Source organism: Cryobacterium sp. AP23, from assembly GCF_054075385.1.
The window spans coordinates 3,153,774-3,169,184 of record NZ_CM133415.1 but is presented as its reverse complement, the minus strand read 5'-3'; the positions used below and the strand labels follow the sequence as shown (position 1 = coordinate 3,169,184).

Annotated in this window: 14 protein-coding genes; 8 read left to right on the top strand and 6 right to left on the bottom strand. The window is 67.5% G+C overall.

Going from position 1 to position 15,411, the window contains the following annotated elements:
* The first annotated feature begins 84 nt into the window (after positions 1–84).
* Together ACU5E9_RS15075 and ACU5E9_RS15070 are read left to right on the top strand one after the other, a co-directional pair.
* The gene (locus tag ACU5E9_RS15075; protein WP_456810713.1) at positions 85–1,080 is read left to right on the top strand and encodes a carbohydrate ABC transporter permease; all 996 of its coding nucleotides are present in this window, start codon (positions 85–87) and stop codon (positions 1,078–1,080) included.
* The gene (locus tag ACU5E9_RS15070) at positions 1,077–2,000 is read left to right on the top strand and encodes a carbohydrate ABC transporter permease (RefSeq protein WP_456810712.1); all 924 of its coding nucleotides are present in this window, start codon (positions 1,077–1,079) and stop codon (positions 1,998–2,000) included. Before ACU5E9_RS15075 ends, ACU5E9_RS15070 begins: the two co-directional genes overlap by 4 nt.
* 89 nt (positions 2,001–2,089) lie before the next feature.
* Here ACU5E9_RS15070 and ACU5E9_RS15065 read toward each other — a convergent pair whose 3' ends face one another.
* Positions 2,090–3,373 carry an MFS transporter gene (locus ACU5E9_RS15065; RefSeq protein ID WP_456810711.1) on the bottom strand — a complete coding sequence of 428 codons (1,284 nt, stop codon included), beginning with the start codon at positions 3,371–3,373 and terminating at the stop codon, positions 2,090–2,092.
* Positions 3,370–3,861, bottom strand: a complete 492-nt coding sequence (locus ACU5E9_RS15060) for a MarR family winged helix-turn-helix transcriptional regulator (protein ID WP_456810710.1) — start codon at positions 3,859–3,861, stop codon at positions 3,370–3,372. Before ACU5E9_RS15060 ends, ACU5E9_RS15065 begins: the two co-directional genes overlap by 4 nt.
* Before the next feature lie 206 nt (positions 3,862–4,067).
* On the opposite strand from ACU5E9_RS15060, the gene ACU5E9_RS15055 reads away from it, so the two are divergent.
* On the top strand, positions 4,068–4,985 hold the full coding sequence (locus ACU5E9_RS15055; protein ID WP_456810709.1) for a DUF559 domain-containing protein: 918 nt from the start codon (positions 4,068–4,070) through the stop codon (positions 4,983–4,985).
* 270 nt (positions 4,986–5,255) lie between these two features.
* Here the strand turns inward: ACU5E9_RS15055 and rplL are convergent, their stop codons facing one another.
* Both rplL and rplJ read right to left on the bottom strand, forming a co-directional pair.
* Positions 5,256–5,639: a 50S ribosomal protein L7/L12 gene (gene rplL / locus ACU5E9_RS15050; protein ID WP_066592329.1), complete on the bottom strand. Its 384-nt coding sequence runs from the start codon at positions 5,637–5,639 to the stop codon at positions 5,256–5,258.
* A 51-nt stretch (positions 5,640–5,690) separates the two neighbouring features.
* A complete protein-coding gene (gene rplJ / locus ACU5E9_RS15045; RefSeq protein WP_265400620.1) occupies positions 5,691–6,206 on the bottom strand; it encodes a 50S ribosomal protein L10 in 516 nt (171 codons plus the stop codon).
* A gap of 341 nt (positions 6,207–6,547) precedes the next feature.
* Here rplJ and ACU5E9_RS15040 point away from each other — a divergent pair, with 341 nt between their 5' ends.
* The 3 genes from ACU5E9_RS15040 to ACU5E9_RS15030 are packed head-to-tail and all read left to right on the top strand — an operon-like array spanning position 6,548 to position 10,755.
* On the top strand, positions 6,548–8,320 hold the full coding sequence (locus tag ACU5E9_RS15040; protein ID WP_456810708.1) for an MDR family MFS transporter: 1,773 nt from the start codon (positions 6,548–6,550) through the stop codon (positions 8,318–8,320).
* A 10-nt stretch (positions 8,321–8,330) separates the two neighbouring features.
* Positions 8,331–8,843, top strand: a complete 513-nt coding sequence (locus ACU5E9_RS15035; RefSeq protein WP_456810707.1) for a MarR family winged helix-turn-helix transcriptional regulator — start codon at positions 8,331–8,333, stop codon at positions 8,841–8,843.
* Between the two features lie 46 nt (positions 8,844–8,889).
* The gene (locus tag ACU5E9_RS15030) at positions 8,890–10,755 is read left to right on the top strand and encodes a sugar-binding domain-containing protein (protein WP_456810706.1); all 1,866 of its coding nucleotides are present in this window, start codon (positions 8,890–8,892) and stop codon (positions 10,753–10,755) included.
* A 7-nt stretch (positions 10,756–10,762) separates the two neighbouring features.
* Here the strand turns inward: ACU5E9_RS15030 and ACU5E9_RS15025 are convergent, their stop codons facing one another.
* Together ACU5E9_RS15025 and ACU5E9_RS15020 are read right to left on the bottom strand one after the other, a co-directional pair.
* Positions 10,763–12,280 (bottom strand): sensor histidine kinase, encoded by a 1,518-nt coding sequence (locus ACU5E9_RS15025; protein WP_456810705.1) that lies wholly within the window; start codon positions 12,278–12,280, stop codon positions 10,763–10,765.
* Positions 12,280–13,026, bottom strand: coding sequence for a response regulator transcription factor (locus ACU5E9_RS15020; protein ID WP_456810704.1), 747 nt, complete (start codon positions 13,024–13,026; stop codon positions 12,280–12,282). Before ACU5E9_RS15020 ends, ACU5E9_RS15025 begins: the two co-directional genes overlap by 1 nt.
* 170 nt (positions 13,027–13,196) lie before the next feature.
* Here ACU5E9_RS15020 and ACU5E9_RS15015 point away from each other — a divergent pair, with 170 nt between their 5' ends.
* Together ACU5E9_RS15015 and ACU5E9_RS15010 are read left to right on the top strand one after the other, a co-directional pair.
* Positions 13,197–14,693: an ABC transporter permease gene (locus ACU5E9_RS15015; protein ID WP_456810703.1), complete on the top strand. Its 1,497-nt coding sequence runs from the start codon at positions 13,197–13,199 to the stop codon at positions 14,691–14,693.
* Positions 14,694–14,728: 35 nt separating this feature from the next.
* Positions 14,729–15,400: an ABC transporter ATP-binding protein gene (locus ACU5E9_RS15010; protein ID WP_456810702.1), complete on the top strand. Its 672-nt coding sequence runs from the start codon at positions 14,729–14,731 to the stop codon at positions 15,398–15,400.
* The last annotated feature ends 11 nt before the right edge of the window (positions 15,401–15,411 follow it).

Genomic DNA, 15,411 nt, shown 5'->3' with positions numbered 1-15,411 from the left:
GTTCCACCTCACGATGTGTCGGGCGGCGTCACCGCCGCCCGACAGGCGACCTTTTCATCCTCACAATGACGTCAGGCGGCTCCGATGGCTATCTTCAGTGCAGTGATATCCGTGGTCTTGGGTCTTGGGCTCTCGTTCCTGATCTTCTGGTTCTTCAACTGGGTCGTCGAAAGGCAGCACGACAGGACGAAGGCGCGGCTACTTCCGTACGTCTTCCTGCTGCCCGTGATCGTCCTTGTCGCCGTCTTCCTCCTCTACCCGGCGTTGCGCACCTTCGTGGAGAGCTTCATGGAGCAAAGCAAACGCCGTGGCGAAGGGGCGACCTTCGTTGGACTGGACAACTACATCTCGCTGTTCACCGATCCGAACTTCCTCGGCGTCCTGCTCAACAACCTTCTCTGGGTGATCGTCGTGCCAGCCGGAGCAGTCCTGATCGGGCTTCTGGTCGCGATCCTCACCGACCGACTCGGCCAACGCCGCGAGCAGTCGTTCAAGGCGATGATCTTCATTCCGATGGCGATCAGCGGTATTGCAGCGGCCGCCACCTGGCGCTTCATCTACTTCTACGCCCCTCCCGGCAATCCACAGATTTACTTTCTCAACGCCGTCTGGACGCGCCTCACCGGCAATGACCCGGTGCCGTGGCTCACGATCGATGCGGCGCGCGTCAACAGCTTCCTCTTGATGTTCATCGTCATTTGGCTGCAAGTGGGCTTCGCGATGGTGCTCCTGTCGGCGGCGGTCAAGGGCGTCCCCGAGGAGACGATCGAAGCCGCCCGCCTGGACGGCGCGAACGAACGACGGACATTCCTCCTGGTGATCGTTCCGCAAATCCGCGGCACCGTCCTGGCCGTCTTCGTGACGGTCACCATCTTCGTCATGAAGAGCTTCGACATCATCTACGGGATGACCGGCGGGCAGTACAACACCAGCGTGCTGGTGGTCGACTTCTACTCGCAGCTGTTCAGTTTCCAGAATCCGGGCAAGGCCGCGGCGGTCGTGATCATCCTGATGATCGCGGTTGTGCCACTCATCGTCTACCAAATTCGCAGTTACAAGTCGCAGGAGGAACTCCGATGACCGTGACACCGACCCCCGTCGTCAAGGAACCCCGCAGGACGAAGAGACGCAACAATGCCGGCGCCGAGCAGGAGAAGCCCCACGTCATCATCACCATCATCATGGGGGTCATTGCCGTTGCCTGGCTGTTCCCCCTCCTGGGGCTCCTCATCACAAGCTTCCGCACCAAGGCTGATGCGGATTCGACCGGCTGGTGGACCGTCTTCCTCGACCCATTCGGGCAGGATTGGACCGTGCAGGCCTTCGGTGACGCCTGGGAGGCCCTGGATGCCGGGACCACGTTCTGGAACTCGGCGGCGGTGACGATACCGGCCACCGTGCTCCCGGTGATGATCGCCGCCATGGCGGCCTATGCGTTCACCTTCCTGCAGTTCCGCGGCAAGGAGATCTACTTCGCGGTCATCCTGGGCCTCATGGTCGTGCCGATCCAGATCGCGGTCATCCCCATCCTCCAGCTGTTCGTCTGGTTCGGTAACGCCACCGGCATCCCGATCATCGGGCAGTATCCGGCGGCCTGGATCGTGCACGCGACATTCGCGATGCCGCTCGCGATCTACATTCTGCGCAACTACATGCAGACGTTGCCGAATTCCCTGATTGAGGCGGCGCGCGTGGACGGTGCCAGCCACTTTCAGATCTTCTGGCGGCTGGTCGTGCCGATGTCGGTGCCCGCGCTGGCGTCGTTCGCGATCTTCCAGTTCCTGTGGGTGTGGAACGACTTCTTCGTGGCGTACCTGTTCATCCAAAGTGGACCCAACCAGGTGCTCCAGCAGGGGCTTTACTCTCTCTTGGGCCAGTACGGCCAGGGCTGGCAGCGCGTGGCCGCAGGATCGTTCATCGTCCTCGTGGTGCCGCTACTGATCTTCTTCCTGCTCCAGCGGTTCTTCGTGCGCGGCCTGACGGCGGGTGCGGTCAAGTAGCCGCGCTGCGCCCGACCGGGTTAGGCCGGGCGACGGCGATGCGCCACGAGCAACCACCTGCGGCACGACGGGGGCGACGGTGCCGTCGGTCAGCTGTCGCCGGCGCCGATCGCTTCGGCCTCCTCCAGGGCATCCTCGACGGTGCCGTCGGCCCTGGCCAGGTGGCGCCGGCCGAGCACGATCAACAGCAGGGCCACGAGCACGGATGCCGCCGCCGCGAAGAACGGGGTGCCCGAGGTGAATTGGTCGGCCAGCAGGGTTGCCGCCGGCGGGGCGATGGCGCCACCGAGGAAGCGCACGCCGGAGTACGACGACGAGGCGACGCTGCGGGGCAGGTCGGTGGCCTCCATCACGCTCTCGGTGAGCACGGTGTTGAGCACGCCGAGAAGCAAGCCGCCCACGATCACGCAGGCCACCAGGCCGGCCGCGCTCGCCACGAACAGGCCGGCCGCGGCCAGGTCGAGGGCGAGCAGGGGCAGCACTAGCCAAAGCACCCGGCTGCGCCGCATCCGCCGGGTGAGCAGCGGTGCCACCCAGACGGAGGTGACCGCGAGGGAGATGCCCCAGCCGAAGAACACCAGGCCGAGGCTCACGGCGCTGCCGAGGCCCAGCGGCACGAGGGCGAACGGGGTGTACGCCAGCAACACGAAGAAGCCGATGTTGTAGAACAGGGCGGCGGCGGCGAGGATGCCCAGGCCCGGGCGGGCGAGCGCACGGAACGGGGCCGACAGGCGGGTCGGAACCGGCTTGGGCCCCTCGGTCTTGAGCAGCACGACGATGGCGATGAAGCCGACGGCCATGAGGGTGGCGCTGCCGAAGAACGGCCCGCGCCAGCTGATGCTGCCCAGCAGCCCGCCCAGCAGCGGGCCGATGGCGATGCCGAGGCCCAGCGCGGCCTCGTAAAGGATGATCGCGGAGGACGTTCCGCCGGCCGCTGCGCCCACGATGGTGGCCAGCGCGGTCGAGATGAAGAGGGCGTTGCCCAGGCCCCAGCCGGCGCGGAAGCCGATGATGGACTCCACGTCCTGGGAGAACCCGGCGGCGAGGGCGAAGACCACGATCAGGGCGAGACCGATCAGCAGGGTGCGCTTGGCGCCGATCCGGCTGGAGATCCAGCTGGTGAAGAACATGGCGATGCCGGTGACGAGCAGGTAGCTCGTGAAGAGCATCTCGGTCTCGGTGGGCGTTGCCGCGAGGTCGGCGGCGATGGCCGGCAGGATCGGGTCGACGAGGCCGATGCCCATGAACGCGATCACACAGGCGAAGGCGACGGCCCAGACGGCCTTGGGCTGGTGCAGGATGCTCGTGCCGGTGGGGGCACCGTGGCCGGCCGGCGCGCCGTGCGGACGGGCCTGGGCAGTGCTGCGGCTCATCGGGCGACCACCGTGGTGTCGGTGGCGCTGGGCCCGGCACCGGGCCGCGGCGCATCCGGTCGCTCGGTGGCCTCGACGCGGTCGCGCAGGATGGCGACGGCTCGCTCCAGCGTGTCCACGTCGGCGGCCGGCAGGTCGGCGAAGTAGGGCAGCAGCGCGGCGGCCAGCTCGGTGCGCCAGGCGATCAGCGCGGCCTCCCCTGCCGGGGTGCTGGCGATGAGGCTGACGCGGGCGTCGGACGGGTCGCTGGTGCGTTCGATCCAGCCGCGGCCGACGAGGCTGCCGACGAGCTTGGTGGCGGTGGGCTGCGAGACGCGGCTCAGGTCGGCCAGCTCGCCGAGGCGGATCGGACCGCTGGTGAGCAGCACGCTCAGCGTGCGCCACAGCGCGGGCGACTCGGCGCCGCGAGCGGCGCGGGCGGCCACGCGCGTCAGCCGGTGGTTCACGGAGACCAAGTCCCCCAGAATGTCGTGTAAGTCAGAAGCCATTCCCCAACTATATACATAGCCAAGCTATATATCCACCGGCCCCTTTCATGACTGGCCCATTTTTGCTAGTGGAGACGCCCCGCACACTAGCAAAAGTGGGCCACTCTCAGCAGTGGGGCTGCCCGGGCCGAGTGATCATCCACGATTCGAATCCCGGGCTGTGGACAACTTCAGCGGCCGGATCACGGATGCGGAACAGTCTCCGCATGAGCGCACGACTCCCCCTGCCACCCGACCTGCCGACGCCGGCCTTCAGTGTCGGTCACGCGCAGCGCGCCGGTGTTCCCGGACACAGGCTGCGCGCGACTGACCTCAACGCCGAGGTGGCCGGCATTCGGTCTTTTCGGCACGACCTGACACTGCCCGAACGATGCGCGCTTTTCCAGCTGCGACTCGCACCGGAGAGCTTTTTCAGCCACAGCACCGCCGCAGCGCTCCACGGGATCCCGGTGCCGTATGAGCTGGCGACCGACGGTCGCGTTCACATCTCACTCCCCGCCCCACACCGCGCACCGCACGCGCGCGGCATCGCCGGCCACTCGCTGCTGGTTGAAGCCCACGATCTGATGACGAGCGCGGATGGGCTTCGTCTGACCACGCCTCTGCGCACCTGGTTCGACCTGGCGCACAGTCTCGGCCTACTCGACCTTGTCGCCGCCGGCGACGCGCTCATCCACTGGCAGCGACCGTTGGTGTCAGCCCTCGATCTGGCTGATGCCCTCAACCGCCCGCTCAACAGACGCGTGCAACGCAAGCTGCGACACGCCGGCAAGCTACTGAACGATCGTTCGGAGTCTGCTCCGGAGTCGATCCTCCGGGCAATCCTGGAACTGGCCGGACTGCCGGTATCCCGGGTGAATCACGTCGTGACCGACAGGTACGGCGAGTTCGTGGCCCGAACCGATCTGCTCATCGAGAGGTATCGGATCATTCTGGAGTATCAGGGCGACTATCACCGAACGAAGAGGGGGCAATGGCGGGCCGACATGACGCGGCGGGCAAAACTCGAGGCTGAGGGTTGGCGGGTGATGGAGCTCAACGCCGACGACTTGAGGAATCCGACCGAACTCGTGCAGCGCATCCGCGCTCTCGCCCAGCTGCCCCACCTGCACGTCGCCCCTTGACCGGCCCGAATTCGCTAGTGCGCAGGCCCCACGACTAGCAAAAATGGGCCAGTCACCGTCGGGTCGACGATGAGTTGCCCGGAATTGCTAGTGCGGGAGGGGCGACGACTAGCAAAAATGGGCCAGTCATGGAAGGTCTGACGCGGGTCGCGCACGGCTCGCGGAGGGTTAACTGCGACGGGCGCCGCACCCCGAAGGATGCGACGCCCGTCGCGAGTGAAACAGCTTGCGCGTTACACCTGAAGTAGAACTGCCCCTTGCGGGGACCGACTACTTGAGGGTGACGGTTGCGCCAGCGGCCTCGAGGGAAGCCTTTGCCTTCTCGGCAGCTTCCTTCGCAACGCCTTCGAGGACGGCCTTCGGCGCGCCATCGACAACGGCCTTGGCCTCGCCGAGGCCCAGGCTGGTGAGCTCGCGCACAACCTTGATGACCTGGATCTTCTTGTCGCCGACGGCGTCAAGGATGACGTCGAATGCGGACTGCTCTTCGACCTCTTCGGCAGCGGCGGCGGGGCCAGCGGCTCCGGCGACGGCGACGGGTGCAGCCGCGGTGACCTCGAAGGTCTCCTCGAATGCCTTGACGAACTCGGAGAGCTCGATGAGGGTGAGGCCCTTGAACTGCTCGAGCAGCTCTTCAGTGGAAAGCTTTGCCATGATTTTTCTCCTATTAGTTTCTAAGTTACTCACCGCGGTACAGGCAGATGCCTAGTTCGCGGACTCCTGCTTTTCACGCAGCGCTTCGATGGTGCGAACAGCCTTCGACAGCGGTGCGTTGAACAGATATGCGGCTCCGAACAGCGAGGCCTTGAAGGCGCCGGCAAGCTTGCCGAGCAGAACTTCACGGGACTCGAGGTCGGCGAGCTTGCCTACCTCTGCGGCGGTCAGGGGGTTACCGTCGAAGTAACCACCCTTCACGACCAGGAGAGGGTTTGCCTTGGTAAAGGCACGCAGCTTCTTTGCGACGGCGACAGGGTCACCGTGCACGAAAGCAATTGCGGACGGGCCAACGAGCTCCTCGTCAAAAGACGTGATGCCGGCGTTGTTGGCCGCAATCTTGGTGAGCGTGTTCTTTACCACGGCGTACGTGGCGTCCTCACTGATGGAAGTGCGCAGCTCCTTGAGCTTTGCGACAGTGAGTCCGCGGTACTCGGTGAGCAGTACGGCGGTCGAGCTCTGGAACTTGTCCTGCAGCTCGGCGACCGTTGCTTCCTTGTTCGCCATGGCGCTCCTCTAAATATTCATGTGCCGGTAGCCCGGGGCGCAGACATGAAAAAAGCCCCAGCGCAAGCGCCGGAGCTGAGGTCGGATGCAATCCGACTAACTTCGAACACCTGCGCGGGCCGTTCACGTGAATGAACCTTCGATCGCTTTTCCATTTCTGGGCAGCGACAACCGGCGGTCTTTGGCTGTTCCCCACCTTACGGGATCTCCTGCCCCCGGCGCAAATCGGCAGCCAGGGAGCCGTGGCCCCAAAACTGGTTGACCAATGTTCATCAAACTAGTTGACAGAAGTCCACTATGTATTTATAGTTGACATCTGTCAATCATCTAGTTGGAGTTTCATGTCACGCCGTTCTCGTCCCACCTCTCCCCCGAACCGGGCCATCACCGCCGACGGTTCCATGACGCAACGCCAGGTGCTCGAGGCCCTCTCCGGTCTCCTCCTGGGCATGTTCGTCTCGATCCTCGCCGGCACCGTGGTGAGCACCTCGCTGCCGATCATCATCTCCGACCTCAAGGGCGACCAGTCCGCCTACACCTGGGTCATCACCGCCACCCTGCTGGCCACCACGGTCTCCACGCCCATCTGGGGCAAGTTCGCCGACCTCTTCAACCGCAAGCTGCTCATCCAGCTCGCCCTGGCCACGTTCGTGATCGGCTCGGCCCTGGCCGGCTTCTCGCAGGACACCGGCACCCTCATCGGGTTCCGCGTACTGCAGGGCCTCGGCGCCGGCGGCCTCGCCGCCCTCAGCCAGATCATCATGGCCGACATCATCAGCCCCCGTGACCGTGGCAAGTACGCCGGCCTCTTCGGCGGCGTCATGGCCCTCGGCACCGTCGGCGGCCCGCTGCTCGGCGGCGTGGTGACGGATGCCTTCGGCTGGCGCTGGAACTTCTTCATCGCCCTGCCCGTGGCCATCGTCGCCATCGTCCTCCTGCAGCGCACCCTGCACCTGCCGCCGCGCGTCAAGCGCGTCGTGAAGATCGACTACCTCGGTGCCGTCCTCATCGCCGGCGGCGTCTCGCTGTTGATGATCTGGGTCACCCTGGCCGGCAGCCAGTTCGAGTGGGCCTCCGTCGAGTCGTTCGCCATGGTCGCCGGTGCCGCGCTGCTGCTCATCGCAGCGGTCATCGTCGAGTTCAAGGTGACAGAGCCGATCATCCCGCTGTCCCTGTTCAAGAACCGCACCTTCACCCTGGCCACCGTCGCCAGCATCTCGGTGGGTGTGTCGATGTTCGGCACCTCCGTCTTCCTCAGCCAGTACATGCAGCTGGCCCGGGGCGCAACGCCGACCCAGTCCGGCCTGCTGACCATCCCGATGATGGGCGGGTTGCTCATCTCCTCCACCCTGTTCGGAACGGTGATCAGCCGCACCGGCAAGTGGAAGGCCATCATGGTCTCCGGCGCGGTGCTCGTGATTTCCGGTCTCCTGCTGCTGGGCACCCTGCAGTACGACACCAACCTGATCCTCGTCGGCATCTTCATGGCCGTGCTCGGCGCCGGACTCGGCATGCTGATGCAGAACCTCGTGTTGGTCGTGCAGAACTCGATCGAGGTCACCAACCTCGGCGTCGCCACCAGCGCGGTCACCTTCTTCCGCAGCCTCGGCGGCACCATCGGCGTCTCGGTGCTCGGTTCGGTGCTCGGCACCGTCGTCTCCCAGCACATCAAGGACGGCATCCCCGCGCTCAGCCCGGCCGACCAGGCCGCGGCGGTCGAGACGCTGGGTTCCGGCGTCATCCCCCACGTCAGCAGCCTGCCCGGAGCGATCCGCGTGCTCGTCGAATCTGCCTACGGCAGCGGCGTGGGCACGGTCTTCCTGCTCGGTGTGCCGCTGGCTGTGATCACGCTCGTCATGGTCGCCCTGATGCCCAACGCCGCGCTCGGCACCCAGAACGCCATTGCCCTGGCGAAGGCCAAGGCGAAGATGGATGCCGACGGCAACCCTGAGGCCACCGACCTGCGTGAGCTCGAAGACGCCGAGGACATGCTGATCGAGGTTGGTGCGGCGTCCGCCGGCCTCACCCCGGTGGGCCTGGCCCACCCGACCGGCTCGATCCGCGTCATTCGGGACAACGAAAACACGTCGGAAACTTCGAGCACGGGTCGCTAGTGTGATCGTCATGACCCACCCCGGCGAACTCACCCCGGCCACCGGGCCCGGTGACACGGCCCCCACGGCCGAAGTCGCCGACGCCCTGGCCGAGGTGGAAGAGCAGATGATGGAGCTGGCGGCGCATGTGCGCAGCGCCATCCGCGAGGCGGCGACGCACGTGGACCCGGCGCTCCAGCCGTTCGGCCTCAAGATCCTGCGGATGCTGCGACGCTGCGGCCCCACGCACGCCAGCGTGCTGGCCGAGTCGCTGGATGTCGACCGCAGCGTAATCAGCCGGCAGGCCAGGCTGCTCGAGGAACTCGGCCTGCTCGAGCTCGCCGCCGACCCGGCCGACGGGCGCGCCAAGTTCCTCGCCCCGACCCCATTGGCCGTCGAGAGGATGTCGGCCGTGCCCGGCAGCGAGAAGAGCTTCGTGAACGCCCGGCTCGCCGGCTGGTCCGAGACCGACCTGCACGAGTTCACCCGGCTGCTCAAGCAGCTGAACTCGCCCGACGCCGGCCCGACCAGCCCCGCCCCGTAGCGGTACGCCTCGGCGACCGGGCGGCCCCTGCGGGCATGATGGGTGCATGACCATCAGTGCAGGGGCCATCAGTGCAGGGGCCGTTCCGAGTGATTTCCGAGCCAGCCGGCAGGATGGCCGGTACCCGCGGCCGCAGCTCGTGCGCCGGCACTGGCACGAGCTGGCCGGCCCGTGGGAATTCGCGTTCGACGACGCGGACGCGGGCCAGGCCGGCCGCTGGTATGCGCAGCCGCGGTTCGACCGCACCATCCAGGTGCCGTTCCCGTTCGAATCCTCCGCGTCCGGCATCAACGACACCGGGTTCCATCCGGTCGTCTGGTACGCGCGCCGGTTCGGCACCGCCGAGCTGGGCGAGGCCGGCTATGGCACGGATGCGCCCGGCGGGCAGCGGCTGCACCTCCGGTTCGGCGCCGTGGACTACCGGGCCCGGGTCTGGGTCGACGGCAGTTTCGTCGGCGAGCACGAGGGCGGCCACACCCCGTTCTCGTTCGACATCACCGACATCCTCGACCCGGCCGTGGCCGAGCACACCGTTGTCGTACGCGCCGAGGACGACCCCCTCGACGCCGCCCAGCCGCGAGGCAAGCAGGACTGGCGCCTGGACCCGCACGTGATCTGGTACCACCGCACCAGCGGCATCTGGCAGCCGGTCTGGCTGGAAGCCACCGCCGCGACCGCCGTGACGCTGCTGCACTGGACACCGGACCTCGTCGCCGGCACCGTGCGGGTGCGCGTCGACCTGGCCCGCCGACCACCGGCCGGCAGCGTCCTCTCCTATGCGCTCAGTTTTGACGGCATGCCGGTGGCAGAGGCCAGCCACACGGTGTCAGAGGCGACTGCCACCACCACCATCACCCTGCCCGCGCAGGCGAACGGCCAGGCCTACGAGGAGCTGCTGTGGAGCCCGGAGCACCCGCGGCTGCTCGACGCCACGGTCACACTGTCGACCGGGGGCGCCGTCGTTGACGAGGTGCAGTCCTATCTAGGGCTCCGCTCGGCGGCCGTCGCCGGCGGCAGGTTCCTGCTCAGCAACCGGCCGTACTTCGTGCGGTCGGTGCTGCAGCAGGGCTACTGGCCCACCTCGCACCTGGCCAGCCCCACCCCCGAGGCGCTCCGCCGGGACGTCGAACTGATCAAGGAGCTCGGCTTCAACGCCACCCGGGTGCACCAGAAAATCGAGGATCCGCGCTTCCTCTACTGGGCCGACCGGCTGGGCCTGCTGGTCTGGGGCGAGGCGCCGGGCGCGTTCGCGTTCAGCGCCGCGGCCGTGCGACGCACCACCGCGGAGTGGACGGCCGCGTTGGAACGCGACCACTCGCATCCGTCGATCGTCACCTGGGTGCCGATTAATGAGAGCTGGGGGGTGCCGCACATCGCGCACGACCCGGCCCAGGCGGCGTTCGCGCGAGCGCTGGTCGAGCTCACCCGCACCCTGGACCCCTCCCGTCCCGTCGTCTCGAACGACGGTTGGGAACACGTCGACTCGGACATCCTGACAGTGCACGACTACGACGCCGACGGGGAGACCCTCGGCGCGCGTTACCTGGACGACGCCGCGCTCGCGCGGCTGCTCGGCGGCACGGGCCCGGCGGGCCGGCTCCTCGTGCTGCCAGGGCAGGAGCTGACCGGCCGGCCGGTGATGCTCAGTGAGTTCGGGGGCATCTCCTTCCCGCGAGAGGACGCCGATGCCGACTCCTGGGGGTACTCCAGCGCCATCTCAACGGATGACTTCCTCGGCCGCCTCGCCGCCGTGCTGGGCGCCGTGCACGACAGCGGGGTGCTCGCGGGCTTCTGTTACACCCAGCTGACCGACACCCTGCAGGAGACGAACGGGTTGCTCGATGAGACCCGCACGGCCAAGGCCCCGATGAACCGGCTGCGGGCGATCATCACCGGTGACCGCCCGCACTGATCCCCGGTCAGGACAGCGGCAGGGCCACGCGGAAGCTCGTGCGGCCCGGCCGGCTGTCCACGGTGACCTCACCGTGGTGGGCGGTGACGACGGCCTGCACGATCGCGAGGCCCAGGCCGGTGCTGCCGCCCGTGCCGCGGAACCTGGAGCTGTCACCTCGGGCGAAGCGCTCGAACAGGGTCGCTCGCAGGTTCTCCGGAATGCCGGGGCCGTCGTCGGTCACCGTCACGACGGCCTGCTCGCCCTCGATCCGCAGGGCGACCTCCACCCGGGTGCCGGGGTCGGTGTGCACCCGCGCGTTGGCCAGCAGGTTGGCGAACACCTGGTGCAGGCGCGGGCCGTCGCCGGCGGCCAGGACGGGCTCCTCCGGCAGGTCGAGGTCCCAGGTGTGGTCCCGGCCGGCCGCGTGGGCGTCGCTGACCACGTCGACGAGCAGTCGGGTGAGGTCGACCGGTTCGTGCTCGAGTTCGCGGCCCTCGTCGAGGCGGGCGAGCAACAGCAGGTCTTCGACCAAGACGGTCATCCGCACCGACTCCGACTCGATCCGGCCGATGGCGTGGATGGTGTCCGGCGGCAGTTCCTGGCCGCTGCGCCGGGTCAGCTCGGAGTAGCCGCGGATTGACGCGAGCGGGGTGCGCAGCTCGTGGCTGGCATCCGCCACGAATTGCCGCACCTTGTTCTCGCTGGCCTGCCGGGTCTCGAGGGCGAGGTCGACGTGGTCGAGCATGCGGTTGAGGGCCGACCCCACCCGTCCGACCTCGGTGCGCGGGTCCGTGTCGGCGGCGGGCACACGGTCGACCAGCAGCACCTCACCGCGGTCCAGCGGCAGTTCGGAGACCCGGGTGGCCGTTTCGGTCACCCGTTGCAGCGGGCGGAGGGCCAGCCTCACGATCGCGGTGGCGAGGAACGCCACGACGATGATGCCGGCCAGCGACACGATTCCGATGATGAGGGCCAGTTGGGCGGCCGTTCCTGTGACACTGGAGGTGGGTAGGCCGATGAGGTACAGCTCGCCAGTGCGCGCCGTTGCGGCGAGCACGCGGTACTCTCCGACGTCCCCGCCGAGGTTCACGGTGAACGGCGCCGAGGTGCCGTCCTCCTGCACGGCGGCATCGAGTTCGGTGAGCAGCTGGGTGATCTGGTCGTTGCTGAGGGCGACGATGGTGCCGCTCTCGTCGGTGTAGCCGGCCGTGACGGTGGTTCCGTCGTAGACCAGGGCGAGGGTGCCGGACGGCTGGCCGGGCCCGTTGAGGACGTCGCTGGCCGTGGGGTTCGCGATCACGAAGCCACCGTCAGGCCGGCCACCCATCGCGGTTTGGGAGCGCTGGGCGGCATTGTCCAGTTGGCCGTCGAGGCCGTCCATCAGGTTGGCGCTGAGGATGGCGACACTCACCACCCCGATCACGAGGCTCACCAGGGCGAGCATCGCGACCATGGCCACGACGAGCCGCCGGCGCAGGGTCCACGGCGCGCGGCCGGTGCGGGTCGGGATGATCGGGCCCGCCTCCCGGATGCGCCGTGCCATTACGCGATCTTCAGCATGTATCCGGCGCCCCGGACGGTGTGGATCATGGGGTCCCGGCCGGCGTCGACCTTCTTGCGCAGGTAGGAGATGTAGATCTCGACCACGGAGGACTTGCCGCCGAAGTCATAGCTCCACACCCGGTCGAGGATCTGGGCCTTGCTGAGCACGCGGCGCGGGTTCCGCATCAGGAAGCGCAGCAGCTCGAACTCGGTCGCGGTCAGTTCGATCTGCTCGCCGGCACGGAACACCTCGTAGCTGTCCTCGTCGAGGGTGAGGTCGCCCACGGTAATTCGCGGGTCCGTGGAGTCGGAGACGGCCATGGTGGAGCGGCGGATGAGGCCGCGCAGCCTGGCCACGACCTCTTCCAGGCTGAACGGCTTGGTGACGTAGTCGTCGCCGCCGGCGGTGAGCCCGGCGATGCGGTCGTCGAGCGAATCCTTCGCGGTGAGGAACAGCACCGGCGTTTCGTAGCCATCCGCCCGCACCCGCTGTAGCACCTGCAGGCCGTCGATGTCGGGCAGCATGATGTCCAGCACGATCGCGTCCGGCCGGAACTCGCGCGCCAGGGTGAGCGCCGCACGACCCTCACCCGCGGTCCGCACCTCCCAGCCCTCGTAGCGCAACGCCATCGAGAGCAGGTCGGTGAGGGTGGGTTCGTCGTCGACGACGAGCACCCTGATGGGGGAACCGTCGGCCTTGTGGAGGCGGGGTCCGTGGGCCGACTGCTCGTTCGTTCGTGTGGTCATGCCTTCAGTATCAGTGTCCTTTCTATGAATCGGCTATACGTCGCCCACGGTGACCCTGTGAAAGCGACGCAGGGCAGATTCATAGTCTCGCCATAGTCGCCCCATAATCCGCTTCCCTAACTTCGAACTCATAGAGGCGGGATCCTCCCTGCCACCGGACTGGAGAATCGATGTTTGTCACCTATTTGCGACGTGAACTGGCAGGTCGCCGCAAGCAGACCGCCATCGTCGCCATCGGCATGGCCCTCGCCATCGCCCTGGTCATTATCGTGAACGCCGTGTCGAGCGGAGTGCAGTTGGCCCAGTCGACCGTGCTCGCCTCGGTCTACGGCGTCGGCACCGACATCACCGTCAGCCAGACCCCCGCGGCCCCCACCGAGGGCGAAGAGGGCACCGGCGGACCCCAGAACTTCGACTTCGGCGCGGATGACGGCGCCACCACGGACGGCACCACCACCGTCAGCCAGGCCCGACTCTCGGTCGACCGCGGCACCACCTCCTTCGACTCCACCGCACTCGACACCGTCAGCGGCGTCGACAACGTCACCGCGGCCGCCGCGACCCTGTCCCTGAGCAACACCACCTTCGATGGCGCACTGCCCGAGCGCTCCACCACCGACACCGGAACCGCCCCGACCGGCGGCGACGCTGCGGCGGGAGGAACCCCGCCCAGCGGCGGACCCGATGGCGCCGGCGGCAGCTCCTTCAGCGTCGACTCATTCACTGTCCTCGGACTCGACCCCGCGGATGAAGCCGTCGGACCGCTCTCCGCCGTGACCCTCACCGACGGCCGCAGCCTCGAGAGCACGGATGTCGGCACCAACGTCGCCGTTCTCGACGCCAGCTACGCCACCACCGCCGAACTCGTCGTGGGCGACACCATCGCCATCGCCGGCACCGACTTCTCCGTCGTCGGCCTGGTCACCGCATCCTCCGCGGATGCCGCCACCGCCTCAAACGTGTACATCCCGCTCGACATCGCCCAGTCGCTCTCCGGCCTCGACGGGCAGGTCACCGACATCTACGTGCAGGCCGCGTCTTCCACCGACATCGACCAGATCCAGGCCGACGTTGAGACTGCCCTCCCCGACGCCACCGTCAAGACCCAGGCCGACCTCGCGTCGAGCGTGTCCGGTTCTCTCTCCAGCGCCTCCGACCTGGTCAAGAACCTTGGCCTCTGGCTGTCGCTGATCGTGCTGGCCGCCGCGTTCCTGATCGCCATCCTGTTCACCATCTCCGGCGTCACCCGGCGCACCCGCGAATTCGGCACCCTCAAGGCGATCGGCTGGTCGAACGGCCGGATCGTGCGGCAGGTCGCCGGCGAATCCCTCATCCAGGGCCTCATCGGCGGGGTCGTCGGCATTGCCGTCGGGCTGGTCGGCATCCTGGTGATCAACCTCGTCGCCCCCACCCTCACCGCGGGTGCCGCCACCACGGATGCCGCATCGGCAATGGGCGGCGCAGGCGGAGGCCCCGGCGGCGGCGGGTTCGGGCAGGCGGCTGTGGAAGCCACCACCTCCGACATCGTCCTGCAGGTTCCGGTGACCCTGTCGGTCATCCTCATCGCGGTCGGTCTGGCCGTACTCGGCGGACTGCTGGCCGGAGCAATCGGCGGCTGGCGCGCCTCGCGCCTCAGCCCGTCCGAAGCACTCCGCAGCATCGCCTGACCCTCCACGACCGACCCCAAGCGAATTGAGTTCTCATGTACGAACTGACGAATGTCACCAAGAAATACGACCAGGGCAAGAGGTCGGTGACGGCACTCAACAAGGTCACACTGTCCATTCCCGATGGCCAGATGGTCGCCATCCAGGGCCCGACCGGCGGCGGCAAGTCGACACTGCTGCAGATGCTCGGCGCGCTCGACCGGCCCAGTGAAGGCACGGTACAGCTGGGCGCCTCGGACCTGTCCAAGCTCGGCCAGGGCCCGCTCGGAGAAATCCGGGCCCGGGAGATCGGGTTCGTGTTCCAGGGCTTCAACCTGATCCCCACCCTCACGGCGCAGGAAAACGTGGAAACCGCCCTCGCCCCTCTCGGGGTCTCCTCGGCGGAGCGCACGTCCCGGGCCGCTGCGGCACTCGAGTCGGTTGGGTTGGGCGAGCGCGGCAGCCACCTGCCCGCTGAGCTCTCCGGTGGCCAGCAACAGCGGGTGGCGATCGCTCGCGCACTGGTCAAGGAGCCGGCCGTGCTCCTGGCCGATGAGCCCACCGGAAACCTCGACGAGCAGACCAGGGACGAGATCATGGAACTGCTCGAGGGCCTCTGGCGAGACCGCGGTCTCACCCTGATCGTGGTCACCCACGACTCCGCGGTGGCCAAGCGTGCGCAGCGACGCCTGCTGATCAAGCAGGGCGTGGTCAAGGAAGTCGCCTAGCCTGCGTTTGC

Excerpts from the sequence above, each read along its gene's own strand:
- ACU5E9_RS15075 (WP_456810713.1), top strand. The coding sequence starts at position 85 with ATGGCTATCTTCAGTGCAGTGATATCCGTGGTCTTGGGTCTTGGGCTC.
- ACU5E9_RS15070 (WP_456810712.1), top strand. The coding sequence starts at position 1,077 with ATGACCGTGACACCGACCCCCGTCGTCAAGGAACCCCGCAGGACGAAG.
- ACU5E9_RS15065 (WP_456810711.1), bottom strand. The coding sequence starts at position 3,373 with ATGAGCCGCAGCACTGCCCAGGCCCGTCCGCACGGCGCGCCGGCCGGC.
- ACU5E9_RS15060 (WP_456810710.1), bottom strand. The coding sequence starts at position 3,861 with ATGGCTTCTGACTTACACGACATTCTGGGGGACTTGGTCTCCGTGAAC.
- ACU5E9_RS15055 (WP_456810709.1), top strand. The coding sequence starts at position 4,068 with ATGAGCGCACGACTCCCCCTGCCACCCGACCTGCCGACGCCGGCCTTC.
- rplL (WP_066592329.1), bottom strand. The coding sequence starts at position 5,639 with ATGGCAAAGCTTTCCACTGAAGAGCTGCTCGAGCAGTTCAAGGGCCTC.
- rplJ (WP_265400620.1), bottom strand. The coding sequence starts at position 6,206 with ATGGCGAACAAGGAAGCAACGGTCGCCGAGCTGCAGGACAAGTTCCAG.
- ACU5E9_RS15040 (WP_456810708.1), top strand. The coding sequence starts at position 6,548 with ATGTCACGCCGTTCTCGTCCCACCTCTCCCCCGAACCGGGCCATCACC.
- ACU5E9_RS15035 (WP_456810707.1), top strand. The coding sequence starts at position 8,331 with ATGACCCACCCCGGCGAACTCACCCCGGCCACCGGGCCCGGTGACACG.
- ACU5E9_RS15030 (WP_456810706.1), top strand. The coding sequence starts at position 8,890 with ATGACCATCAGTGCAGGGGCCATCAGTGCAGGGGCCGTTCCGAGTGAT.
- ACU5E9_RS15025 (WP_456810705.1), bottom strand. The coding sequence starts at position 12,280 with ATGGCACGGCGCATCCGGGAGGCGGGCCCGATCATCCCGACCCGCACC.
- ACU5E9_RS15020 (WP_456810704.1), bottom strand. The coding sequence starts at position 13,026 with ATGACCACACGAACGAACGAGCAGTCGGCCCACGGACCCCGCCTCCAC.
- ACU5E9_RS15015 (WP_456810703.1), top strand. The coding sequence starts at position 13,197 with ATGTTTGTCACCTATTTGCGACGTGAACTGGCAGGTCGCCGCAAGCAG.
- ACU5E9_RS15010 (WP_456810702.1), top strand. The coding sequence starts at position 14,729 with ATGTACGAACTGACGAATGTCACCAAGAAATACGACCAGGGCAAGAGG.